The following is a 25,786-nucleotide window of genomic DNA, read 5'->3' on the forward strand; positions in this document are numbered from 1 at the left end:
CAAGCTGGAACAATTCTTGTAATGGGGCTAATGGCGCTCGTGATGCGACGCGGCTCCCGGAGGGGTGGTAATGGGTAAGGTCACCGGGTTCATGGAGATCGACCGGCGGGAGCAGAAGTATCAGCCCGCTTCCGACCGGATTCGCCATTTCCGCGAATTCACCTTGCCATTGCCCGACACGGAGGTGGCCAACCAGGCCGCCCGCTGCATGGATTGCGGCATTCCGTTCTGCCACGGCCCCACCGGCTGTCCCGTGAACAACCAGATCCCCGACTGGAACGATCTGGTCTATGCCGGCGACTGGGAGGAGGCGGCGCGCAACCTGCACTCCACCAACAATTTCCCCGAGTTTACCGGCCGCGTCTGCCCCGCTCCGTGCGAGGAGGCATGCACGCTGAATCTTGAGGACATGCCCGTCACCATCAAGACGGTGGAACAGGCGATCGCCGACAAGGCGTGGAAGATGGGCTGGACCAAGCCGGAAGTGGCGTCGATCCGCACCGGCCGTTCGGTGGCGGTGATCGGCTCTGGCCCGGCGGGCATGGCGGCGGCGCAGCAACTCGCCCGCGCCGGGCATGACGTGCATGTGTTCGAGCGCGAGCCGAAGGCCGGCGGCCTGCTGCGCTACGGCATTCCCGACTTCAAGATGGAGAAGCGCCACATTGATCGGCGCGTCACCCAGATGGAAGCGGAGGGCGTCACCTTCCACTACGGCGTGAACGTGGGCGTGACCAAGCCGATCCAGGAATTGCTCGACAATTACGACGCCGTGCTTCTCGCCGGCGGCTCTGAGGCCCCGCGCGATCCGCGCCTTCCCGGCCAGGAATTCGAAGGCGTGCATTTCGCCATGCCTTATCTCGTACAGCAGAACCGTCGCGAGGGCGGCGAAGAGGTGCACCGCGAATTGCCGATCCTCGCCTCGGGCCGCCATGTGGTTGTTGTTGGCGGTGGCGATACGGCGTCCGATTGCGTGGGAACGGCGTTCCGCCAGGGCGCGCTGTCCGTGACCCAGTTGGATATCCGCCCGGTTCCCCCCACCAAGGAAGACAAGATGGCGGTGTGGCCGTTCTGGCCCACCAAGTTCCGCACCTCCTCGTCCCAAGCCGAGGGCGCCGAGCGCGAGTTTGCCTGCGCCACCCTAGGCATCGAGGGCCGCAACGGCCGCGTCACCGGCGTGAAGTGCGCCCGCGTGGACGCCAAGCGCCAGCCGGTTCCAGGCAGCGAGTTCGTGCTGCGCGCGGACCTCGTGTTCCTGGCCATCGGTTTCGCGCATCCGCTCTATGCGGGCATGATCGAACAGAGCGGCGCCAGCTTGGACAAGCGCGGCAACGTGCAGGCGAACGAAGAGGAATACCTGACCTCCACGCCTAAGCTGTACGCGGCGGGCGACATGCGGCGCGGTCAGTCGCTTGTGGTATGGGCGATCCGCGAGGGTCGCCAGGCGGCCCACGCCATCGACAAGGCCCTGATGGGTGCGACCACGCTTCCGCGCTGAGGGTGCTTGTGAAGCAAGAGATATGTCATCCCCGGGCTTGACCCGGGGATCAACGTTTTCCGCGTGTTTCAAGCTATCGAGGGCCGTACCTCCGGCACCGATTGGATGCCCTGGTCAAGCCCGGGCATGACGTTTGATCCGTGTGCGACGGCTGGAGCGGAGAACGCTCAGATCAGATAAAGCGCGGCAACGATGCCCACTACCAGCACGACGAACAGGCCCAGGGTGACGAGACCCAGCCGCTTCTCGATGAATTCGCGCGCGGCCGGCCCGAAATAATGCAGCAGCGCGGCGAGCAGGAAGAAACGGGCGCCGCGCGTGACCACCGACAGCACCACGAACCAGAACAGATTGTAGCCGGCAAAGCCGGACGTGATGGTGACGAGCTTGAAGGGAATGGGCGTCAGACCCTTCAGAAGGATCACCCAATGCCCGTAGTGAGCATAGGCCGCGCGGAACACTTCTACCTTGCCGCTGTAGCCGTACAGATTGATCAGGAACAGGCCCACGCTGTCATAGAGCAGAGCGCCAATGGCATAGCCGACGAGGCCGCCGAGGACCGATGAGACGGTCGCAATCAGCGCATAGGTCCACGCTTTTTCCGGCCGCGCCAGGGTCATGGGCACCTGGAGCACGTCAGGCGGAATGGGGAAGATCGAGCTTTCCGCGAACGAGACTATCGCCAGGGCCCAGGGGGCTGAGGGGCGGGCGGAATAGGCGATCACCCAGTCGTAGAGCTTGCGGAGCATCGGGGCACGGTTCTTTGCGGCTGGAGGCTGCGAGGGGCTTAGACGGGCCGCTGCCTCCTGTCCAGCGTGGGCAAAATTGCCACGCCGTCGGTTTCGTGCGGCGGTGAGGGAACATCAGCCACGCTCGCGCATTAACTGTCTTTGAAAGGGTCCGGGCGCAAATCTGCATCCGGTCTCGGGATTTAACGAATTGAAAACCTGCGTAACGCAGCGTGCATATCTCGCTGAAGCGAAGAGTTTTCATTCAGGCCGCAAGAGACCCTCCATGTTGAAGCGCATTGCCGTGTTTACCGCCCTCATCCTCGGCTACGCCTTTGCCGGCGTTGCGCTGTCGACCGGCAGCGTGACCGCGACCGTCGCAACAGCGGTTGTGTCCGACTGATCTTCAAAGCTTTCGTTTATTGCCCCAGCCCCGATTGAAACGGGCCGCGACCGGGCGATTCCATTCATGACTCTCTCTCCCGCCCGGGTGTCGCGGGGGGAGATCTCACGGCATAACCGGCCGGCTCAGTGCCGAGCCTGCGCCCGCGGCATATCGGCGGCGGTGAGGGGCGGGGTGGACAGATGGCCCCCTAGCCCCGCCACGGCAGCGCGCTGGCGCACCAAGGCCAGCACAACGTCCAGCGTCGGCGTCGGCTGATCCATCAGGCGGGCCATTTCCTGAACTGCCGTGACCAATGGGTCGATCTCCATGGGTCGATCGCGTTCCAGGTCCTGGAGCATCGAGGTCTTGTGGGCGCCCACCGCTCCGGCCCCATCGATGCGGCGCTCCACATTCACCCGGAAATTCACTCCAAGGCGGCGCGCTACGGCTTCCGCCTCACTCATCATGGCGCGCGCTACGGCACGGGTGTCTGGATCGGTCGCGATCACGTCGAGGGTGGCCTGGGTGAGGGCGCTGATGGGGTTGAAGCAGAGGTTGCCCCAGAGCTTCAGCCACATCTCATCGCGAATGTTGGTGAGCACCGGCGCCCGTAGGTTGGCCGTGTTCATCATGTCGGCGAGGCGCTGCACGCGGGCGCTTTTCTCTCCGGAGGGCTCGCCGATGGGGAATTTGTCGCCATAGACATGCTGGATCACGCCCGGCGCCACCACCTCGGTGGCGGGGTAGACGATGCAGCCGATGGCGCGTTCCGGGCGCAGCACATCCCACTGTTTTCCGCCGGGATCGATGCTTTCCAGCCTGCGGCCTTCGAGGGCGCCGCCGTGCTTGTAGAAATACCAGTAGGGCACGCCGTTGACGGCCGTCACGACGCTGGTGTCATTGCCCAGCAGAGGGCGCATCCGGTCGACCACTGCGGGCACGGAGTGGGCCTTCAGGGCGATGAAGACATAATCCTGCGGGCCGAGTTCGCTCGGGTCGTCGGTCGCGCGCACCTTGGCGACCCTCTCCTCGCCGCCGATGAGGAGTTTCACTCCGTCGCGCTTCATCGCTTCCAGGTGCGGACCGCGCGCCACCAGGCTGACGTCCGCCCCTGCCAGGGCCATCTGAACGCCCAGATAGCCACCAATGGCGCCCGCGCCATAGATGCAAATTTTCATGGCGAATTCTCCCGTATGACTAATTCGGTATAATGTATGCCAAGATTGCGGATGGAATTCCGCGTCCTTGCTGTTGGGCTAAGGATATTAATGGGATAAATTTCCGTAATATGGAAAATTGACGCAGGTACCTACCACGCTCCACCCGACAAACCCCTCCGCCTTGCCGAATGCAGCTATCCGCGCCATCAGTTGGTGAGGCGGCGCGAAGCAGCGAAGGCGGGGAGGCCCATGGAGGACCAGAACATTGCGCCCCGGCGGCGTGGTCGCCCCGCGTCCGCCGTAGAGGGGGGGGAGGTGCAGTCGCTGGACCGGGCGATCGCGCTGCTACGGGTGCTGGCTGACGCGGACGGCATGAGCCTCAGCGAGATCGCCAAAAAGACAGAGCTGCCCGCGAGCACGGCTCATCGGCTGCTGGGCACGCTCCAGAAGCGCCAATTGGTCAATCACGATCCGGAAAGCGGGCTATGGACCGTGGGGCTCGGCCTGTTTCGGATCGGCGCAGCGTACCTGCGCATCCGCAAGCTGCCAGATATCGGGCGGCCGGTGATCCGCCGCCTGCTTCACGAGACCCAGGAAACCGTGAACCTCGCCATGTTCGACGGCAACGAACTGGTGGTGGTGGCGCAAGCGGAAGGCCATTCGCCCGTGCGGGCCTTCTTCCGCCTGGGCGTGCGGCTGCCTCTCCATGCCTCCGCCAGCGGCAAGGCCGTGCTCGCGGCGGCAAGTCCCGCCTTCCGCGGCGCCTGTCTGGCACAGATTCGCTATGAGGCGTTCACGGTGCGCACCCATCGGTCGGAACGCGAACTGGTTGATGATCTCGTCGCCATCTCCGCGCGCGGCTATGCGGTGGATAATGACGAGCATACAGACGGCATGCGCGCCGTCGCCGCTGCGATCTTCAATGAATGGCGCGAGCCCATCGGCGCAGTGTCGGTGGCGGCGCCCGCCGTGCGCATGAGCAATGACCGGGTGGACCGCCTCGGGCCGCGCGTGCTTGCAGCCGCCGAGCAGATGACCCGGCTCTATTCCGGCGCCGATGAGAGCGTGCCGCCGGAATTCGTCGCGTATCGCTGAAGCAAAGAAGGCGCCGGGAGGGCGCCTTCCAAAGCCTGCGCTATCAGCCGAAGCGGCCGTGGCAATGCTTGAACTTCTTGCCCGAGCCGCAGGGGCAATTCTCGTTTCGTCCCACCTTGCCCCAGGTCGAGGGGTCATCGGGATCGCGCTCCGCAACTGCCACGTCGCCGGTCAACGCCAACTGGGGCCGGACGCCGATGGCGGCGCCTGCGGATGCCATCTCGTCCTCGCCGGTGGTGGCGTCAATATGGTGGCCTTCCATGGGCGGAAGTTCAGCCATGGGGGGCGGGGAGGTTACGATCTCAACGCGCATCAACTGCGAGGTGACGATCTCGCGCAGCCGGCCGAGGAGAGCGGCGAACAGCGTGAATGCCTCGGACTTGTATTCGTTGAGCGGGTCGCGCTGGCCGTAGCCGCGCAAGCCCACCACCTGGCGCAGATGGTCCAGCATGCCGATATGCTCGCGCCACAGATGGTCGAGCGTCTGGAGAAGCACCGACTTCTCCACATAGCGCATGAGTTCCGGGCCGTACTGGCCGGCCTTTGCGGCCATCCATTCGTCGGCGCGGCGCAGGATGCGCTCGTTCACCTCTTCGGCGCCGATGCCCTCTTCTTTGGCCCACTCCTCCACCGGCATTTCCAGGGTGAGGACATCCCGCACGGCGAAGTCGAGCCCCTTCACGTCCCACTGCTCGGGATATGAGTTGGCGGGAATGTACTTCGCCACCAGGTCGGTGATGACGGAGTGACGCATGTCCTCCACCGTCTCGGCGATATCGGCGTCGTTCATCAGGTCCAGGCGCTGCTCGAACACCACCTTGCGCTGGTCGTTGAGCACGTCGTCATACTTCAGCAGGTTCTTGCGGATGTCGTAATTCCGCGCCTCGACCTTCTGCTGCGCTTTTTCCAGGGCCTTGTTGATCCAGGGATGGATGATCGCCTCGCCTTCCTTGAGGCCAAGCTTCTGGAGCATGCCATCGAGCCGATCGGACCCGAAGATGCGCATCAGGTCGTCGTCCAGCGACAGGAAGAACTTGGAATGTCCGGGGTCGCCCTGGCGGCCGGACCGGCCACGCAACTGGTTGTCGATGCGCCGGCTCTCGTGACGCTCGGTGCCGAGCACCATAAGTCCGCCCGCATCCAGCGCCTTGCGCTTCAGAACGGCGATCTCCTCGCGAATGGTGGCTTCCTTCGCGGCGCGCTCCTCGCCCTCGGGAAGGTCCTTCAACTCCTGCAAGATGCGCATCTCGGCGTTGCCACCGAGCTGGATGTCGGTGCCACGGCCCGCCATGTTGGTCGCGATGGTGATGGCACCGGGCACCCCGGCCTGGGAGACGATATAGGCTTCCTGTTCGTGGTAGCGCGCGTTCAGAACCGCGAATGCCATGTCGTGGCCGTGACCGGTGAAGGCATCGGGATCGGAGAAGTCTTTCTGCTGAAGGCCCGCCTTCTTCAGGAGGTCGGCCAGCAGTTCGGACTTTTCGATCGAGGTCGTGCCCACCAGAACCGGCTGGCTTCGCTTATGGGCCTCGGTGATGAGGGTGATGATGGCGGCGTATTTCTCGCCCGCCGTGCGGTACACCTCGTCATCGTCGTCGATGCGGGAGACCTTCATGTTGGTGGGGATTTCCACCACGTCGAGCTTGTAGATGTCGCCAAACTCAGCGGCCTCTGTGGAGGCCGTGCCGGTCATTCCGGCGAGCTTCTGGTAAAGCCGAAAATAGTTCTGGAACGTGATCGACGCGAGGGTCTGGTTTTCCGGCTGGACCGTCACGCGCTCCTTGGCTTCCAAGGCCTGATGCAAGCCTTCGGAATAGCGTCGGCCAGGCATCATGCGGCCGGTGAACTCGTCGATGATCACCACTTCGTCGTTGCGGACGATGTAGTCCTTATCGCGCTGGAACAGCGAGTGCGCGCGCAGCGCCTGATTGACGTGGTGAACCGCCGTCACGTTCTCGATGTCGTAGAGCGAGGCCGACTTGAGCAAACCGGCGGCGGTGAGCATCTGCTCCATGTTTTCCATGCCGGCTTCGGTCAAGGCCACGGAACGCTGCTTCTCGTCCACCTCATAATCGGCCTTGGTGAGGCGCGGAATGAAGGTGTCGATCGTGTTGTAGAAGTCGGAGCGGTCGTCGAGAGGTCCGGAGATGATGAGCGGGGTGCGCGCCTCATCCACCAGGATGCTGTCCACCTCGTCGACGATGGCAAAGAAGTGCGGCCGCTGCACCATGTGGGCGCGGTCATACTTCATATTGTCGCGCAGATAGTCGAACCCAAGCTCGTTATTGGTGGCATAGGTGACGTCGCAATAATAGGCGGCGCGGCGCTGCTCGTCGTCGAGGCCGTGGACGATGATGCCGGTGGTGAGGCCGAGGAAGCCATAGATCCGCGCCATCCATTCGGCGTCGCGGCGGGCGAGGTAGTCGTTGACCGTGACGACGTGAACGCCCTTGCCGGCCAGCGCGTTGAGGTAGACCGGGGCGGTGGCCACCAGGGTCTTGCCTTCGCCGGTTTTCATTTCGGCGATGCCGCCGTCATGCAGCACCATGCCGCCGATCAATTGCACGTCGAACGGGCGCAGGCCGAGCACACGCTTGGCCGCCTCGCGCACGGTGGCAAAGGCGGGTACGAGAAGATCGTCCAAATCCTTACCGGCGGCGAGTTCCGCGCGGAACGCCGCTGTGCGTGCACGCAACTGGTCGTCGCTCAGGGCCGAGACCTCACTCTCCAGCGCATTGATCGCCTGGACGGAGGGGCGGTAGCCGCGGACCCTGCGGTCGTTCGACGATCCGAACAGCTTTCGAGCAATTCCACCCAACATGGTTAAGGTCTCTATCCGTTCCGTCGCTGTGTCGAGGAGGGTGGGGACGGCCGGCCGAACCCTCCGGTCAATGGCAATGCCCTCTTCGACGCCGCCAATGCGGCGTCAGCAAGTCCGAAACGCCTTTACGTACGGTCGTCGATGCCGTGTAAAACGTTGTGGCCGCGCCCGGCTGGAGCACGCTGGAGGGACGCCCTTGCGCCGTGCGGAGACTTATGAACGGTGCGTGGCCTTGTCAATGATCGCGCGCGTTTCCTCTTTCAAGGGAATGCCGGCTTGCTGCGGTGCAAACTGACTTTCCCAGCCGCGGCGTGCGGCGAAATTCCCCGCCGAACGCCCGAAGGGACGGTGATGTTCCCTGCGTCCTTTCTGTGTCATGGACAGTCTGGTGGGCGCTGCGTACTATCCGCGCGAATTTGACGGTCGGGGGACGGGTATGGCCGGGGTGATTTCTGTTTGCGGCGCTTATGGTTCGGTGAACCGGGCTGTCCGCCAAGGCGTGGCCGTGGTGGGCTGCGTCGCCGGTGCTCTTTTGCTCGCCGGGTGCGAGGAGAAGAATACCTATGTTGCACCGCCCCCGCCCACGGTGACGATTGCCCCGGCCGTCGAGCAGCCTGTGACGCGGTACCTTGAGTTGACCGGCAACACAGCCTCCATCAATACCGTGGACCTGACGGCCCGCGTCCAGGGCTTCCTGACCGCCATCAAATACAAGGACGGCGCCTTGGTGAAGAAGGGCACTGTCCTGTTCGTTATCGAGCAGGACCAGTACAAGGCCGATGTGACACAGGCCGAGGCGACGCTCGCGGCCAACCAGGCACTGCAAGTGCAGGCTGAGGCCGAGTTCAACCGGCAGAACCAGCTTGCCAAGCAGGACTTTTCTTCCCAGGCGACCCTCGACCAGGCGCGCGCCAAGCGCGACCAGTCGGTGGCGAACGTGCAGAACGCCCAGGCCGCTCTCACCATCGCGAAGATCAACCTCAGCTATACCGAAGTGGCGGCCCCGTTCGACGGCGTCGTCACCGCCCATTTGCAGGATGTCGGCGCGCTGGTGGGCTATGGCAGCCCCACCAAGCTTGCCACCATCGTCGAGGTGAACCCGATCTACGTCTGGTTCTCGCTCTCCGAGACCCAGGTGCTGCGCATCAAGGAAGGGCTCGCCAAGCAGGGCCGCACCCTTCAGTCGGTTGCGCAGGACCTCGCCAGCATCCCGGTGGAGATCGGGCTCCAGACCGAGGAGGGATATCCCCACAAGGGCAAGCTCGACTATGTGTCTCCGCAGGTCGATCCGAACCTCGGCACGCTGACGGTCCGGGGCATCTTCGACAACCCCAACCTCGCGCTGATCCCCGGCCTATTCGCGCGCGTGCGCCTGCCGCTCGGCCCGGCCAGCACCATGGTGCTGGTCAACGACAACGCCGTCGGCACCAACCAGAGCGGCAGCTATCTCCTGACCGTGGACAAGGACAACAAGGTCAAGCAGGCGCAGGTCAAGCTCGGCCAGTTGCAGGACAAGGGCCTGCGCGCCATCGACAGCGGCGTTGCCGCCGGTGACCAGGTGGTCATCAACGGCATTCAGCGCGCCATCCCCGGCTCCACGGTGACACCGGAGAAGGGAACCATGGGGGTCGTGCCTCCGCCTCGGCCGATCGCGCCGGGCGCTGCCCCGCCTCCGGCACCGTCAGCTACGACGCCTGCTCCGGCGACACCGAAGAACTGATCCGGCACCTCGCACCCAGGCGGCGAATATGATCTCGCGCTTTTTCATCGAGCGGCCGGTTCTGGCGAACGTGCTCGCCCTATTGTTCGTTCTCATCGGCGCGGTCTGCCTCTACCGGCTTCCCGTCGCGCAATATCCGAACATCGTGCCGCCCACCGTGACGGTGACGACCTCCTACCCGGGCGCCAGCGCCAAGACCATGGTTGACACGGTCGCCCTGCCGATCGAGGAGCAGGTCAACGGCGTCCAGGGTATGCTCTACATGCAGTCGTGGAGCGCCGCTGACGGCACCTACACCCTGCTCGTGACCTTCGACATCGGCACCGACCCGAACATGGCGCAGGTTCTGGTGCAGAACCGCGTCTCGATCGCCAACGCCTCGCTGCCGCAGGCGGTGCAGGTGCAGGGCGTCACGGTGCTCCAGAAGGGCACCTCGATCCTGGAATTCGTCACCCTGGTCTCGCCCGACGGGCGCTATGACGGCCTGTTCCTCTCCAACTACGCGGGCATCTATGTCCAGAACGAGCTGGCGCGCCTTCCCGGCGTCGGCAACGTGCTGGTGTTCGGCGCCGGCAGCTACGCCATGCGCGTCTGGATGGACGCGGACAAGATGCAGGCGGTGGGCCTGACCCCGACCGACATCATCAACGCCATCCAGGGGCAGAGCCAGGAAGTCACCGCCGGCCAGGTGGGCATGCCGCCCGCTCCGTCGAGCACCAATTTCCAATACACGGTCAATATTCAGGGTCGCCTGAACGACGCGCCCGACTACGAGAACATCATCGTAAAGTCGGACAACCAGAACGGCGGCCGCATCGTTCGCATCCGCGACATCGGCCGTGTGGAACTGGGCGCGCAGACCTACAGCAAGACCTTCACCCAGGACAACAAGCCCGCCGCCGGCATCGGCATCTTCCAGCTCCCCGAAGCCAACGCGCTTCAGGTGGCCGAGGAAGTGAAGGCGAAGATGGACCAACTGGCCAAGTCCTTCCCCGAGGGGCTTGCCTATAAGATCCCGTTCGACACCACGCTGTTCGTCACCGCCTCCATCAACGAGGTCTATAAGACCTTGATCGAGGCCGGCATCCTGGTGCTCATCGTCATCATGCTGTTCCTCCAGGACTGGCGCGCGACGCTGGTGCCGGCGACGACAGTGCCCGTGACCATCATCGGCGCATTCGCGGCGATGGCGGCGATGGGCTTCACCGTCAACCTCTCCACATTGTTCGCGCTCATCCTGGCCATCGGCATCGTCGTGGACGACGCCATCGTCATCGTGGAAGGCGTCGCGCGGCATATCGAGGAGGGCATGGACGGTCAGCCAGCCGCCGAGAAGGCCATGGACGAACTGTTCGGTCCGGTTATCGGCATCACGCTGGTGCTGATGTCGGTCTTCCTGCCCGCTTCGTTCATCCCCGGCCTGACGGGCGAAATGTTCAAGCAGTTCGCGCTTGTCATCGCCGCCACCGCTTTCATCTCGGCCATCAACGCCGCAACTCTGAAGCCGACCCAGTGCGCGCTGTGGCTGCGCAAGCCAACCCCTGAGGATCAGAAGAATTTCTTCTTCCGCGGCTTTAATCGGGGCTACAACGTTTGCGAGCATTGGTACGCTGGCATCATCAGCCGCATGGTGCATCACTCCAAGCTGGCGGTGATTGTCTCGCTCATTCTGATGGGCATCGCAGCATGGGGGCTGGCCCGCCTGCCGACCTCGTTCCTACCGATCGAGGACCAGGGTTACGTCGTGCTGGCGGTGCAGCTTCCCGACGCCTCCTCCACCGAGCGCACCCGTCGCGTGGTCGAGAAGGTCACAGAGATCGCCCTGAAGGTCCCCGGCGTCGCCACCGTGCTCGGTATCACCGGCATCTCGGCGCTCGACAATAACGCGACCCTCGCCAATGGTGGCGTGCTCTACGTGCCATTCACCGATTGGAGCGTGCGCGAAAAGGAAAAGGGGCAGGACCTCCTCTCCATCTACACCACCATGAACCGGGAGTTTGCCAAGGTCGAGGAAGCCCAGATCGCGGTGCTCGTGCCCCCCGCCATCCAGGGCATCGGCAACGCCTCCGGCTTCACCATGCAGCCGCAGATCCGCGACGGCAATTTCGACTACACCCTGTTGCAGAACGTCGCCAACGCCATCGTCGAGAAGGGGCAGGCCCAGTCCGGCCTCGCGCATCTCTCGACCTCGTTCCGCGCCACCGCCCCGCAGCTCCAGGTGGAGGTGAACCGCATCAAGGCCGAGACCCTCGGCGTGACGGTGAAGCAGGTGTTCAGCACCATCTCGGCCTATGTTGGATCGAGCTACGTCACGCAGATCAACAAGTTCGGCAACGTGTTCCAGGTGTATGTCCAGGCGGAATCCAAGTCCCGCCTGCTGCCGGAAGATCTGCAAAACCTGAAGATCCGTACCCCCCAGGGCACGATGGTCCCGCTCGGCACGCTGATCGACATCCGCATCCTGCCAGGTGCGCCGCTGATCTCGCTGTACAATCTCTATCCCACCGCGACCATCGTCGGGGGGAATGCGCCGGGCTTCTCCTCCGGCCAGGCGCTCAACCTGATGGAGCAGATCGCCGCCGCCACCCTGCCGCCGGGCATGAGCTACGAGTGGACCGCAATGTCCTACCAGGAAAAGGCGGTCGGCTCGCAGATGTACTTCGTCTTCGGCATGGCGATCCTGCTGGTCTATATGGTGCTCGCCGGACAGTATGAGAGCTGGATTCTCCCGTTCTCCGTCATCCTTGCGGTGCCCCTGGCGCTGCTTGGTACGGTGGGCGCGCTGATGGCGGTCGGGGCGTCCAACAATCTCTACACCCAGATCGGTCTCGTGCTGTTGATCGCGCTGGCATCGAAGAACGCCATCCTGATCGTCGAGGTCGCCCGCGAAAAACGGGCCGAGGGCATGGACATCATGGATGCGGCGGTGGAGGCTTCGCGCCTGCGGTTCCGCCCCATCCTGATGACCTCGTTCGCCTTCATCCTGGGCGTTCTGCCGCTGGTGTTCGCCACCGGCGCCGGGGCCAATTCCCGCAAGTCCATCGGCATCGCCGTGGTCAGCGGGATGCTGGCCTCCACCTGCCTTGCGGTGCTCTTCGTGCCGTCCTTCTACGCGGTGCTCCAGCGCTTCGAGGAGAAGGTGCTGAAGAAGAAGCCGAAGCCAAATGCGCACGGCGCAACACCGGGCGGCCAGCCGCCGGCCGGGCCGGTCCACCCGGCTTCCGCATGAGGACAGCGTCTGCGCGCTGCCTCCTCAAACCGCTGCCTGCTAATGCGGCAGGTAGCCGTAAACTCTTGCTTTCAAGCGTCTAACCCCTTGTCTAACCTTGGGCCACGCCTTGCCCACCGACGCTGGTGAACCGACATGCCCATACTTGCAAATCTGCACCATGTTACCAGCTACACCTATGACAGGCCGGTAGCGCTGGGTCCGCAGATCATCCGCCTGCGCCCCGCTCCGCATGCCCGGACGGAGATCCCCGCCTATTCTCTGAAGATCACGCCGGCTGAGCACTTCATCAACTGGCAGCAGGATCCGTTCGGCAACTGGCTGGCGCGGTGCGTGTTTCCCGAGCGCACCACGGAATTCAAGATTGAGGTCGATCTGCTGGCCAGCATGGCCATCACCAACCCCTTCGACTTCTTCATAGAGGAATATGGCGAGCACTTTCCATTCGCTTATACGCCCGAGTTGAAGACCGAACTGACCCCGTATCTCGAACTCGAGGACGCGGGGCCGCTGCTCGACGCCTTCGTTGCCGGCGTGTCCATGGAGAAGCGGCGCACCGTCGATTTCCTCGTGGAGCTGAACCAAGCGATCCAGAGCGCGGTCGGATATGTCATCCGCATGGAGCCGGGCGTGCAGACGCCCGACGTGACGCTGGGCAACAAGCTGGGTTCGTGCCGCGACTCCGGCTGGCTGCTGGTCCAGGTGCTGCGCCGCCTCGGTCTCGCGGCGCGCTTCGTTTCCGGCTACCTCATTCAGATGAAGCCCGACGTGAAGTCGTTGGACGGCCCCTCGGGCACCGAGGTGGACTTCACCGACCTACACGCCTGGGCCGAGGTCTATCTGCCCGGCGCCGGCTGGGTGGGCCTCGACGCCACCTCCGGCCTGCTGTGCGGCGAGGGCCATATCCCGCTCGCGGCAACCCCGCACTATCGTTCGGCCGCCCCCATTTCGGGCGCGGTGGAGCCGGCCGAGGTCGAGTTCGACTTCGAGATGACGGTCACGCGCGTCGCCGAGGCGCCCCGCGTGACGCTTCCGTTCTCCGACGATAGCTGGGCCGCTCTCGACGCGCTCGGCGAGAAGGTGGATGAGGACCTGCTGGCGCACGACGTGCGCCTCACCATGGGCGGCGAGCCCACCTTCATCTCGATCGACGATTACGAGGCGCCCGAATGGAATACGGCCGCCCTCGGCAAGATGAAGCGCATCCGAGCGGATGAACTGATCCGCCGCCTGCGCGAGCGTTTTGCCCCCGGCGGCATGATGCATTACGGCCAGGGCAAGTGGTATCCCGGCGAGGACCTGCCGCGCTGGTCGTTTGGCCTGTTCTGGCGCAAGGACGGCAAGCCGGTCTGGCACGACGAGAGCCTGATCGCGATCGAGACCGAGAACTACAAGGTCGGCCCGGCGGATGCGGAGCGTTTCTCCTACGCCCTCGCCGAACGCCTCGGGCTGGACCCGAAGTATCTGCTGCCGGCCTATGAAGACATCGTCCACTTCATGATGAAGGAGGCGAACCTCCCGGAGAACATTGAGCCGGGCGATCCGCGCATCAAGGACCCCATCGCGCGCAAGGCGATGGCCACCGCCTTTGCCGAGGGTCTCGGCACGCCGCGCGGTTATGTGCTGCCGATCCAGCGGCTCAATGCCAAGGCCGGCAGCGGCTGGCTCTCCGAACTGTGGCAGTTCCGTCGCGGGCACCTTTTCCTGGTGCCGGGCGACAGCCCCATCGGCTTCCGCATTCCGCTGGATTCGCTGAAGCACCTGCCGCCGACCATCTATCCCCACATCCTGCCGGCGGATCCGCTGGATCCGCGCCCGCCGCTGCCGGATGCGGACGCCATGAGGCAGAGCTATCGCCGCGATGCCCAAACCGGCCTCGTGCCAGCCGCCGAGCGGGCACGCCAGGTCGTCGAGGATTATCTCAGCCAGTCCCCGACCATCGGCGAATTCCATGTGCGTACCGCGATCGCGGTGGAGCCGCGCGACGGCCGCCTGTGCGTGTTCCTGCCGCCGCTGGAGACGCTGGAAGAATATCTCGACATCATCACCGCCGTTGAGGCAGTCGCCGCCGAACTCAAGCTGGCGATCCACCTGGAAGGCTATCCGCCGCCGTTCGATCCGCGCCTGGAGGTGATCCGTCTCGCGGCCGATCCCGGTGTGCTCGAGGTCAACGTGCATCCGTCCGCCACCTGGCGCGGCTGCGTGGAGACCACGCGCGTGCTTTATGAGGAGGCGCGGCTCACCCGTCTCGGCACCGAGAAGTTCCAGCTCGACGGGCGCCACTCCGGCACAGGCGGCGGCAACCACGTTGTCGTGGGCGGCATCACCCCCGCCGATAGCCCGTTCCTGCGCCGGCCGGATCTGCTGAAAAGCCTGATCCTGTTCTGGCAGCGCCACCCCTCGCTGTCCTACATGTTCTCTGGCCTGTTCATCGGACCGACCTCGCAGCATCCGCGCATCGACGAGGCCCGCCACGACAGCCTGTATGATCTGGAAATCGCGCTCTCGCGGTTCCCCATGCCTGGTGCCGGCCTGCCGCCGCCCCCGTGGCTGGTGGACCGGCTGCTGCGCAACCTCCTGATCGACGTGACGGGCAATACCCACCGCACCGAGATTTCCATCGACAAGCTGTATTCGCCAGACGGCCCCACCGGCCGCCTTGGCCTGGTGGAGTTCCGCTGCTTCGAGATGCCGCCGGATTGGCGCATGAGCCTGGCTCAGCAGCTTCTGCTGCGCGCGCTGATCGTCACGCTGTGGCGTAAGCCGATCCAGGGCAATTGCGTGCGCTGGGGTACCATCCTCCACGACCGCTTCATGATGCCCCATTATGTATGGTCGGACTTCGAGGATGTGCTCGCCGAGCTTGCCGCCTCCGGCTACGAGTTCGACCCGCTGTGGTTTAAGGCGCAGTTCGAGTTCCGCTTCCCGACGCTGGGCAAAATCCATCGGGCGGGCGTTGACATCGAATTGCGCGGTGCGCTCGAGCCCTGGCATGTGCTGGGCGAAGAGGGCGCCATCGGCGGAACCGTCCGCTATGTGGATAGCTCGGTTGAGCGCCTCGAGGTCAAGGTGGAGGGCTTCAATCCCACCCGCCATGTCATGACCTGCAATGGCCGCAAAATCCCGATGACCCCCACGGGGCGCAACGGCACCTTCGTCGCCGGCGTTCGCTACAAGGCTTGGCAGCCCCCGACCGGCATGAACCCGACCATCCCGGTCGATACTCCGCTGACGTTCGACCTCATCGACACCTGGAGCGGACATTCGCGGGGCGGCTGCGTCTACCACGTCGCCCATCCGGCCGGCCGCAATTACGATACCTATCCGGTTAATTCTTACGAGGCCGAGGCCCGCCGTCTGGCACGTTTCGAGGCCCACGGGCATACGCCAGGCATCCCGCATGTGGTCGACGAGCACGCGTCGGACGAATTCCCGACTACTCTCGACCTGCGTCGTGCCGTTGGCGTCTGACGCCGACTGTCCCACTTGAGCCGCACTGCGCGGCTCAAGTGGGAGCGATTACGCTACGGCACCGCTTCAGGGAAGGCCGTGTCAACCCGTGGTTGCGTCCCCGTCGGAGGGGAGGTCCGGGGAGGGGAGGCTGCCGGCGCCTGGGGTCTTTTCAGGGTCGGTAAGTCGGGGCTTGGCGTGGGGGCCGGCGGCGGGGTCTTTGTTTGCAGCACGCTTCTTCTCAGATGCGACGGAGCGGTCAGCTTCGGTGCCTCGGGAAGCGGGAAACGCAACGGGGTGTCCCATAACGGGCCTTTCTCAGATAAACCATGTTTAGTAGCTAACGCTGGAGACGCCGCAGAGTTGCGTTCGATGCTTGGCGTGGTGGCCGAGAGGGACGGGCGTGACAGGTTGGGGCGCTTGACTCCCATTGCGGTGGCAGGCAGCTTCCGCGGCATAGAAATGGCGAGCGCCTGGGCGCGTCCCCTTCAACAAACCCACGGATAGGCATGCGCAGCTATTTAGACTTCGAGAAGCCCGTGGCAGAGCTGGAGGCGAAGGTCGAGGAATTGCGCGCCCTCTCGACGGGCGACGGTGTGGCCATCGCCGATGACGTGCAGCGTCTCCAGGCCAAGGCGGCGGACGCCCTGAACCAATTGTATGCCAACCTCACGCCCTGGCAGAAGACCTTGGTGGCGCGCCATCCAGCGCGGCCTCATTTCTCGGATTTCGCCAAGGGCCTATTCGATGAATTCACCCCGCTCGCGGGGGACCGGAAGTTCGGCGAGGACGAAGCCATCATCGGCGGGTTCGCGCGTTTCCGGGGGCAGGCGATCTGCCTGATCGGCCACGAGAAGGGCTCCAACACCGAGTCCCGCATCCGTCACAATTTCGGCATGGCGCGTCCTGAAGGCTATCGCAAGGCGGTGCGCCTGATGGAACTGGCGGACCGCTTCGAGGTCCCGGTGGTGGCGCTGGTCGACACGGCCGGGGCCTATCCCGGCATTGGCGCCGAGGAGCGCGGGCAGGCGGAAGCCATCGCCCGCTCCACCGATGCGTGCCTGGCACTCAGCGTGCCGAACGTGGCCGTGATCATCGGCGAGGGTGGCTCCGGCGGCGCCATCGCGCTGGCGACGGCCAATAAGGTGCTGATGCTGGAGCATGCCATCTACAGCGTGATCTCGCCCGAAGGGGCTGCCTCCATCCTGTGGCGCGACACCGCCAAGGCGCAGGAGGCGGCCACCAACATGAAGATCACTGCTCAGGACCTGCTGAAGTTCGGCGTCGTTGATACCATCATCCGCGAGCCAGCCGGCGGCGCGCATCGCGATCCCAAGACGACCCTTGCCTCTGTTGGGGACGCGATTGCAGATGCGCTCGGCGGGCTTGCGGGGCTCGACGCCGCAGCCGTGCGCAAGGCGCGGCGCCAGAAGTTCCTGGCCATCGGCCGCACGCTTTGAGGCGATCGGGCGGGATTAACCACGACTGCATTTGACCGGCCGAAGTCGTGCGATGGGCCAGGGAACAATCTCATCTTGGCCGCATTTACCGGGCTTTCTGGCCCAAAGGGGCGCAACTCTTCCTTTTTTAGCCATCTTGCGGTAACTCACCGTCAAGGTGGACGTTCTAATCGTGTTGCTCACCGCGCCCGCTACGGACATTGGAGTTCTGCGTTGAGCCGTCCGCTGCATCTTCTTCCGCGTTTGCGCCTGGCGGCTTTGGCCGGCTTCACCGCGCTTGCGCTCGCCGGTTGCAATGGCGATTCCTACGAAACCTCCGCCCGCTCAAGGCAGCCACTCTCCCCCAAGACTGTGGCGCTGATCGAAGAAAAGGGCATGACGACCCAGAGCCCGATCCTGGTGCGCATCTACAAGCAGGAAGCAGAGCTTGAGGTTTGGAAGGAAAAGAAGGACGGCGAGTTCGCTCTCCTGAAGACCTATCCCATCTGCCGCTGGTCCGGTGATCTCGGCCCGAAGGTGCGCACGGGCGACCGGCAGGCGCCCGAGGGCTTCTATACGATCACCCCGGGTCAGATGAACCCGAATTCGAGCTATTATCTCTCGTTCAACCTCGGCTTTCCGAATGCCTATGATCGCGCCTATGGCCGCTCGGGCGACTTCCTGATGGTGCACGGGGATTGCTCGTCGGCCGGCTGCTATTCCATGACCGACGAGCAGATTGCCGAGATCTACGCTCTTGGCCGCGAATCGTTCGTCGGTGGGCAGAAAAGCTTCCAGGTGCAGGCGCTGCCGTTCCGCATGACGCCCACCAATCTCGCCAAGTATCGCAACAATCCGAACATGCCCTTCTGGAAGAACCTGAAGGAGGGCACGGATGCTTTCGATGTGACGCTGCGCGAGCCTAAGGTCAATGTCTGCAACCGCCGCTACGTGTTCAACGGCACGCCGGATCCCGGCCGCGGCTTCGATGCCTCCCTGGCATGCCCGAACTATACTGTGCCGGCCGAAATCGCCCGCGCCATCTCCGCGAAGGAGCGAGCGGACGACGCCAAGGTCGCTGAACTCATCGCCAGCACGCCGACCCCGTCCAGCCGCGCGGGCATCGACGGCGGCATGCATCCGATTTTCCTGGCGAAGTTCAAGGAATTGAACCCCGCCTTCGCCGATGGCCCGATCGTCGCCGCCGCGACACCGCCGGGCACCATGCCGGCTAAGACCACCAATCCGCCGCGTGTCGCGGACGACGGCTTCAGTCCGCAGGGGTCAGGTTCGCACTCCGTGGTTGCCGTGGCATCCGCTCCAGCGCCTGCCGCGACCAGCGTCGCGGTTGGCCCGACGCCCGCTGCCTCGTCCGGTGGCGCCAGCGGGTTCTCGCTGTCCAATGTGCTCGGCTTCAACAAGCCGAATGGTGCGAGCGACCCGGTGGGATCTGCCGCGCGTCCCGGCAGTCCAGCGGATAAGACCAAGACCGCCAGCCTCTCCTCCGAGACCGCCGCGCCGCCGGCTCCGATCTCGGGCACCAATTCCATTATGGGCACCGAGAGCTTTTCCAGCGCGCGCTGAAGACCGGTGTGCCTGATGCGGGCAGCGCCCGTATCCGCCGCTCGACGGTTCACTCATCTGTCTGAGGTGAAACGGGCGGCCCTAGCGGCCGCCTTTTCTATTGGCCGTAGTCTCTGGTGCGCCGTGGGCAGGTGCTGCACGTCGAGGGGGATCTCTCAAGTCGTCCCGGCCGTCGCATCCGCAGCGTGTTCGTATTGCGGTGCGGTATGACGTTGGAGTGTTTGGCAGCTTCCGTTGCTGCGTTTCTGAAATAATGTATTTCACATAACCGATCATTGTATTCGGCGTACCGAATATAAGATTTACAATTTCCGTTGCGGCGGGTTGACATACAATATACTCTTTCCAAATCCGCTCCTAGCCAGAGTGGCAAGAACACTTGTTTATTCAGGGTGTTACGTGCGCATTCGCCTCAAAAAGAAGGTGGAGCGCCATAAGGGAGGAAAGACAATGGGTTCGGCCTTTGCCAATTCCGCAAAGCGTTTCGCTGCGGTTTGCGCCGCCGTTGCGGCACTGACGCCTTTTTCGGCTCTCGCGTGGGAGCCAACCAAAACGGTTGAATTCATCGTTCCCGCCGGCACCGGCGGCGGCGCCGACCAGATGGCGCGGATGCTTCAGGGCATTATCCAGAAGCACAGCCTGATGAAGCAGTCGCTGGTGGTCATCAACAAGTCGGGCGGCGCGGGCGCCGAGGGCTTCCTCGATGTGAAGGGGTCGGCAAGCAACCCCCACAAGATCATCATCACCCTGTCCAATCTGTTCACCACCCCGCTCGCCACCGGCGTGCCGTTCAAGTGGGACGACATGACCCCGGTGGCCATGCTGGCGCTGGACGAGTTCGTTCTGTGGGTGAACGCCAAGGCGCCCTACAGCGACGTGAAGGGCTTCCTGACCGCATTCAAGGGCCAGACCCCGGGCGGCGGCGAGTTCAAGATGGGCGGCACCGGCTCCAAGCAGGAAGACCAGATCATCACCGCCGCGATCGAGCAGAAGACCGGCGCGAAGTTCATCTATGTCCCGTACAAGGGCGGCGGAGACGTGGCGGCGCAGCTTGTCGGCGGCCATGTGACCGCCAGCGTCAACAACCCGATCGAGGCGGTGTCGCAGTGGCGCGCCGGTGAGCTGAAGCCGCTCTGCGTGTTCGACACCACGCGCCTGCCCTATAAGGAGCCGGTCGCCGAGGGCAAGTCCTGGGGGGATATCCCCACCTGCAAGGAAGCCGGCCTGGACATCGAATATTTGATGCTGCGCGGCATCTTCATGGGCCCCAAGGTCACTAAGGACCAGGTCGACTATTACGTCGATCTGTTCAAGAAGGTGCGGGCGACGCCGGAATGGGCGGACTTCATGGAGAAGGGTGCCTTCAACACCACCATGCTGACCGGCGAAGAATACAAGGCTTGGCTCGGCAAGGCCGCCGAAAGCCATCGCGCGCTGATGGAAGCCGCTGGCTTTATCGCCAAGTAGGCCCGTCACCCAACTCGTCTTTCTCATCGCGGCCTGTTCGGCCGCGATGACCCGAACCTGATGCGCTGTCGTGGGACGTGTCCCGCGGCAGACTCGGGAACGACCCCTGGTGCCCGAAGCAGGGCCCATCATCTCATCTGCGTCGCCCAAGGCCTTATCGACAGGACGTCAGCCATGGCAATCGAAACCGAAAAATCCGAACACACCGTCTCCAACCGCACGATGGACATCGTCGTCGCCGTTCTGTTCATGGCCCTGGCGGTGCTGGTGATGGCGGATAGCTGGCGCGTCGGTGCGCGCTGGGCGTCTGACGGCCCGGAGGCCGGCTATTTCCCCTTCTACGTCGGGGCGATCATGTTTCTGGCCAGCCTGGGAACGCTGGCGACGAACATCTTCACCAAGCATCCCGACCTCGCCAATTTCGTTGATCGCGAGCAACTGGGTTCGGTGCTGAAGGTTCTGGTGCCCACCATCGTCTACGTGGTGCTTATTTCGTTTATCGGCATCTATGTGGCGTCGATCTTCTTCATCGCCTTCTTCATGTGGTGGCTGGGCAAGTACAAGCTGTCGACCATTATCCCGGTCTCCATCGGCGTGCCGCTTATGCTGTTCGTGATGTTCGAGATCTGGTTCCTGGTGCCGCTCCCCAAGGGGCCCATCGAAGCCGCGCTCGGCTACTGATTTCGCCGCCCCCTGCGGGCGGCTCCAAACCCAAAGATGCCGGACGCCTCGCGGCTTAGCCGCGCCGGCGCAACGGTACGCCCGACCTGAAACGTCACCCGTACAACCCGCGCTCGACCGCCGGGGGCCTGGGGAGGAATATAGTGGAAGCACTTACATCACTAATCGGAGGGTTCAGCGTCCTCGCTGATCCGATGAACATCGTCTACATGTTCGTCGGCATCGCGCTGGGCGTTCTCATCGGCGTGCTGCCGGGCCTCGGCGGCGCCAATGGCGTTGCCATCCTGTTGCCGCTCACCTTCTCCATGTCGCCGGTCTCGGCGATCATCATGCTCTCCTCCATCTATTGGGGAGCCTTGTTCGGCGGCGCCATCACCTCGGTGCTGTTCAACATTCCCGGAGAACCCTGGTCGGTGGCGACCACGTTCGACGGGCACCCCATGGCGCAGAAGGGCAGGGCGGGCGAGGCGCTGACCGGCGCGTTCACCGGCTCCTTCATCGGCGCGTTCGTGGCGGTGCTGCTGATCACCTTCCTGGCGCCGGTGATCGCCAAGTTCGCGTTGCAGTTCGGTCCCGCCGAATTCTTCGCGGTCTATCTCCTCACCTTCTGCTCGTTCGTCGGCATGGGGCGCGAATCTCCCTTCAAGGTGCTCGCGGCCATGACGCTCGGCTTTGCCCTGGCGGCGGTCGGCATCGACACTGTGACCGGGCAGTTGCGCATGACGTTCGGCTCGACTGAACTGCTGCGCGGCTTTGACTTCCTCGTGGCGGTCATCGGTCTGTTCGGAGTTGGCGAAATCCTGCTCACCATGGAAGAGGGGCTCGCCTTCAAGGGCAAGAGCGCGAAGATCAACTCCAAGGTCGTGTTCGAGACCTGGAAGCAATTGCCGCGCTACTGGGTGGGCATCCTGCGTTCAGCCGCCGTCGGCTGCTGGATGGGCATCACCCCCGGCGGCGCGACGCCCGCCTCCTTCATGAGCTACGGCCTGGCCAAGAAGTTTTCCAAGAATGGAAAGAACTTCGGCAAGGGCGAGCTGGAAGGCGTCGTGATGCCGGAAGTGGCGGCCCATGCGGCCGGCACCTCTGCGCTGCTGCCCATGCTGACCCTCGGCATCCCCGGTTCGCCCACGGCAGCGGTGCTGCTGGGCGGCCTGCTGATCTGGGGTCTCCAGCCCGGTCCGCTGCTGTTCGTGGAACAGAAGGACTTCGTCTGGGGTCTCATCGCCTCGATCTATCTCGGCAACATCGCCGGCCTGATCGTGGTGCTGACCACAGTGCCGCTGTTCGCGGCGATCCTGCGCATCCCGTTCAGCGTCATCGCGCCCATCATCCTGGTGATCTGCGCGGTGGGTGCCTACACGGTCCACAATGCGGAACTCGACATCGCGGTCATGCTGATCTTTGGCGTCATCGGGTATGTCTTCAAGAAGCTGGACTATCCGCTGGCGCCGCTGGTGCTTGCGCTGGTGCTGGGCGACATGGCGGAATCCTCGTTCCGCCAGGCCATGCTGGTGTCCCAGGGCAACCTTGCCATCTTCTGGTCCAACCCGCTGGTTGGCTCCATTGTCACACTGGCGCTCACCATGCTGTTCTGGCCGCTCATCACCATGGTCAAGAACCGTCTTATGGGCGGCCCGCGCCCCGCCGCTGCGGAGTGACATGACGGCCCGGCGCCGCGTGCGCCGGGCCGCCTTCCCCTGATGCTCCCTCCCCTCCCACGCAAGAGGGAGAGGCACTGGCCAGGTGGGGGAGCGAAGGGGAAGACGGCATCCCCCAACCTCCCACAGCGGCATGCCCAAAGTGGTGAGAAGCAAGCCCCGCAGTGGGTTAGGCGGGATCTGGAGGGGGATTGCGCCTCCACGTAGCATACAGTACACAGTATTTCACCGACGGCGCGCGCCCGCCAGAAGGCGCCGGCCATAGGGAAGGGAACACCCGTGCAGCAGGTCGCAGACACACCAAAGCTGAATGTGGAGCCGCTGGGCGCAAGCTCAAGCCTTCGCATGCTGGCTTACGATGCGCTGAAGCGGGCCATCACCGAGATGGACATTTACGGCTCGACCACCGAATTCCGGCTTGATGAGCGCCAGCTCTCGGAAGATCTCGGGGTCTCCCGCACACCGATTCGCGAAGCCATGACGGTGCTCGAGCAGGAGGGGTTTGTGCGCTCCGTCCCGCGCCGGGGAATCTTCGTGGTGCGCAAGACCAAGCGCCAGATCATCGAGATGATCACGGTTTGGGCCGCGCTCGAAGGCATGGCGGCGCGCCTCGCCGCATCCCGCGCCGCGCCCGCCGACATCAAGGGTCTGCGCCGCCTGTTCGACGAATTCGAGAAGGAGCCCCTGGCGGCTCACATGCACGAATATTCCAACGCTAACATCGCCTTTCATCAGGCCATCATCCGCATGGGCGGCTGCAACCTGATTGTGGACATGACCCAGAACCTGTTCCTTCATATGCGCGCCATCCGCGCGGTCTCTGTGCGCCAGGAAAACCGTTCCGAGACCTCGATGCGGGAGCACACGGGCATCATCGATGCGCTCGAAAGCGGCGATTCCGATCTGTCGGAGCGCCTGGTTCGCGAACATACGATGGGCCTCGCGGCCCACGTTGAGAAACATGGGGTTTTTCCGGAATAGCCTTCGGGCGCCGGAAAAGAACCGTAACGCTACAGACAAGATTTCCGGGAGAAAGCGGATGTCCGCACTAGCACAGACCATCGATGCAAACGTCGCCGAAGAGCGGGAACTGACGGACGGCTTCCATCTCGTCATTGATGCGCTCAAGCTCAACGGCATCGAGACCATCTATGGCGTTCCGGGCATCCCGGTCACCGACCTTGGCCGCATGGCGCAGGCCGAAGGCATTCGCGTCATCTCCTTCCGTCACGAGCAGAACGCCGGTAACGCCGCGTCCATCGCCGGCTTCCTCACCAAGAAGCCCGGCATCTGCCTGACGGTTTCGGCGCCCGGCTTTCTCAACGGCCTGACGGCCCTTGCGAACGCCACCACCAATTGCTTCCCCATGATCCTGATCTCCGGCTCCTCCGAGCGCGAGATCGTCGACCTCCAGCAGGGCGACTATGAGGAGATGGACCAGCTCTCCATCGCCAAGCCCCTGTGCAAGGCGGCGTTCCGCGTGCTGCATGCCGCCGACATCGGCATCGGCGTGGCGCGCGCGATCCGCGCAGCGGTCTCGGGCCGTCCCGGCGGCGTCTATCTCGACCTGCCGGCCAAGCTGTTCTCGCAGGTGATGGACGCCGAGGCCGGCGCAAAATCCCTGGTGAAGGTGATCGATCCGGCGCCGGCACAGATTCCGGCTCCCTCCGCCGTCAAGCGTGCCCTGGACTTGCTGAAAAGCGCCAAGCGTCCGCTGATCGTGCTCGGCAAGGGCGCGGCCTATGCCCAGGCGGACGATGAAATCCGCCAACTCGTCGAAAAGAGCGGCATTCCGTTCCTGCCCATGAGCATGGCCAAGGGCTTGCTGCCCGACACCCATCCTCAGTCCGCCGGCGCTGCGCGCTCCACGGTGCTGAAGGACAGCGACGTGGTGGTGCTGATCGGCGCCCGCCTCAACTGGCTGCTGTCGCACGGCAAGGGCAAGACCTGGGGCGCCCCCGGATCCAAGAAGTTCATCCAGATCGACATCGAGCCCCGGGAAATGGACTCGAACATCGAGATCGCCGCGCCCCTCGTGGGCGACATCGGCTCGGTGGTCTCCGCGCTGCTGGAAGGAATCGACGGCAAGTGGCAGGCCCCGCCCTCCGATTGGCTGAGCACCGTCTATTCCAAGCGCGAAGAGAACATCGCCAAGATGGCTCCGCGCCTGATGAAGAACTCGGCGCCTATGGACTTCCATGGTGCGCTGGGTGCTTTGCGCACCATCATCAAGGAGCGTCCCGACGCGATCCTGGTGAATGAGGGCGCCAACACGCTCGATCTCGCTCGCGGGATCATCGACATGTACCAGCCGCGCAAGCGCCTGGATGTTGGTACCTGGGGCGTCATGGGCATCGGTATGGGCTTTGCGGTCGCCGCGGCCATCGAGACCGGCAAGCCGGTGCTCGCGGTGGAGGGCGACAGCGCGTTCGGCTTCTCCGGCATGGAAGTGGAGACGATCTGCCGCTACAACCTGCCGATCTGCATCGTGATCTTCAATAACAACGGCATCTATCGCGGGCTCGACATCGACCCGACCGGCCGCGACCCCGCGACCACGGTGTTCGTGAAGAACGCGCGCTACGACCTCATGATGGAGGCTTTCGGCGGCGTCGGCGTGAACGTCACGACCCCGGACGAGCTGAGCCGCGCCGTGAACGCGGCGATGGATTCCGGCAAGCCGACCCTGATCAATGCCGTGATCGACCCTGCCGCCGGCACCGAGAGCGGCCGCATCGGCAATCTCAATCCGCAGAGCGTGGTCAAGAAGAAGTGATCTGACGGCATCAGCCGACAGGGCGGAGCCACGGCTCCGCCCGCTACTCTCCAGAGGGTTTGAAACACAAGAACAAGCGTCGCTTCAAGCGCGTGCCG

At 64.0% G+C, this 25,786-nt stretch carries 15 protein-coding genes; 12 read left to right on the forward strand and 3 right to left on the reverse strand.

Annotated features, from left to right (window positions below):
• Positions 1 to 70 precede the first annotated feature (70 nt).
• A complete protein-coding gene (locus ADADO0_RS16535) occupies positions 71 to 1,495 on the forward strand; it encodes a glutamate synthase subunit beta (protein ID WP_511306273.1) in 1,425 nt (474 codons plus the stop codon).
• 167 nt (positions 1,496 to 1,662) lie between these two features.
• On the opposite strand, the gene ADADO0_RS16540 is transcribed toward ADADO0_RS16535, so the two are convergent.
• Together ADADO0_RS16540 and ADADO0_RS16545 are read right to left on the reverse strand one after the other, a co-directional pair.
• Positions 1,663 to 2,244: a YqaA family protein gene (locus ADADO0_RS16540; protein ID WP_511306274.1), complete on the reverse strand. Its 582-nt coding sequence runs from the start codon at positions 2,242 to 2,244 to the stop codon at positions 1,663 to 1,665.
• Between the two features lie 507 nt (positions 2,245 to 2,751).
• Positions 2,752 to 3,786, reverse strand: coding sequence for a 2-dehydropantoate 2-reductase (locus ADADO0_RS16545; RefSeq protein ID WP_511306275.1), 1,035 nt, complete (start codon positions 3,784 to 3,786; stop codon positions 2,752 to 2,754).
• A gap of 231 nt (positions 3,787 to 4,017) precedes the next feature.
• Between ADADO0_RS16545 and ADADO0_RS16550 the strand changes: the two genes are divergently transcribed.
• On the forward strand, positions 4,018 to 4,863 hold the full coding sequence (locus ADADO0_RS16550; protein ID WP_511306276.1) for an IclR family transcriptional regulator: 846 nt from the start codon (positions 4,018 to 4,020) through the stop codon (positions 4,861 to 4,863).
• Positions 4,864 to 4,906: 43 nt separating this feature from the next.
• Here ADADO0_RS16550 and secA read toward each other — a convergent pair whose 3' ends face one another.
• Positions 4,907 to 7,684: a preprotein translocase subunit SecA gene (gene secA / locus ADADO0_RS16555; RefSeq protein ID WP_511306277.1), complete on the reverse strand. Its 2,778-nt coding sequence runs from the start codon at positions 7,682 to 7,684 to the stop codon at positions 4,907 to 4,909.
• Between the two features lie 436 nt (positions 7,685 to 8,120).
• Here secA and ADADO0_RS16560 point away from each other — a divergent pair, with 436 nt between their 5' ends.
• From ADADO0_RS16560 to oxc, 10 genes are all read left to right on the forward strand, one after another.
• Positions 8,121 to 9,404 carry an efflux RND transporter periplasmic adaptor subunit gene (locus ADADO0_RS16560; RefSeq protein ID WP_511306278.1) on the forward strand — a complete coding sequence of 428 codons (1,284 nt, stop codon included), beginning with the start codon at positions 8,121 to 8,123 and terminating at the stop codon, positions 9,402 to 9,404.
• Between the two features lie 28 nt (positions 9,405 to 9,432).
• Positions 9,433 to 12,633, forward strand: coding sequence for an efflux RND transporter permease subunit (locus ADADO0_RS16565; RefSeq protein WP_511306279.1), 3,201 nt, complete (start codon positions 9,433 to 9,435; stop codon positions 12,631 to 12,633).
• 135 nt (positions 12,634 to 12,768) lie between these two features.
• On the forward strand, positions 12,769 to 16,104 hold the full coding sequence (locus tag ADADO0_RS16570; protein WP_511306280.1) for a transglutaminase family protein: 3,336 nt from the start codon (positions 12,769 to 12,771) through the stop codon (positions 16,102 to 16,104).
• 488 nt (positions 16,105 to 16,592) lie between these two features.
• Positions 16,593 to 17,543: an acetyl-CoA carboxylase carboxyltransferase subunit alpha gene (locus ADADO0_RS16575; RefSeq protein ID WP_511306281.1), complete on the forward strand. Its 951-nt coding sequence runs from the start codon at positions 16,593 to 16,595 to the stop codon at positions 17,541 to 17,543.
• A gap of 213 nt (positions 17,544 to 17,756) precedes the next feature.
• The gene (locus ADADO0_RS16580) at positions 17,757 to 19,106 is read left to right on the forward strand and encodes a L,D-transpeptidase family protein (RefSeq protein WP_511306282.1); all 1,350 of its coding nucleotides are present in this window, start codon (positions 17,757 to 17,759) and stop codon (positions 19,104 to 19,106) included.
• Positions 19,107 to 19,556: 450 nt separating this feature from the next.
• Positions 19,557 to 20,573 carry a Bug family tripartite tricarboxylate transporter substrate binding protein gene (locus ADADO0_RS16585; protein WP_511306283.1) on the forward strand — a complete coding sequence of 339 codons (1,017 nt, stop codon included), beginning with the start codon at positions 19,557 to 19,559 and terminating at the stop codon, positions 20,571 to 20,573.
• A 174-nt stretch (positions 20,574 to 20,747) separates the two neighbouring features.
• Positions 20,748 to 21,254: a tripartite tricarboxylate transporter TctB family protein gene (locus tag ADADO0_RS16590; protein ID WP_511306284.1), complete on the forward strand. Its 507-nt coding sequence runs from the start codon at positions 20,748 to 20,750 to the stop codon at positions 21,252 to 21,254.
• Positions 21,255 to 21,397: 143 nt separating this feature from the next.
• Positions 21,398 to 22,912 (forward strand): tripartite tricarboxylate transporter permease, encoded by a 1,515-nt coding sequence (locus ADADO0_RS16595; RefSeq protein ID WP_511306285.1) that lies wholly within the window; start codon positions 21,398 to 21,400, stop codon positions 22,910 to 22,912.
• 279 nt (positions 22,913 to 23,191) lie between these two features.
• On the forward strand, positions 23,192 to 23,893 hold the full coding sequence (locus tag ADADO0_RS16600) for a GntR family transcriptional regulator (protein ID WP_511306286.1): 702 nt from the start codon (positions 23,192 to 23,194) through the stop codon (positions 23,891 to 23,893).
• A 58-nt stretch (positions 23,894 to 23,951) separates the two neighbouring features.
• Entirely contained in the window at positions 23,952 to 25,688 is a 1,737-nt protein-coding gene (oxc, locus tag ADADO0_RS16605; RefSeq protein ID WP_511306287.1) for an oxalyl-CoA decarboxylase, read from the forward strand.
• The last annotated feature ends 98 nt before the right edge of the window (positions 25,689 to 25,786 follow it).

The sequence above is a fragment of the Aquabacter sp. genome, from assembly GCF_965279295.1.
Classification (GTDB): Bacteria; Pseudomonadota; Alphaproteobacteria; order Rhizobiales; family Xanthobacteraceae; genus Aquabacter.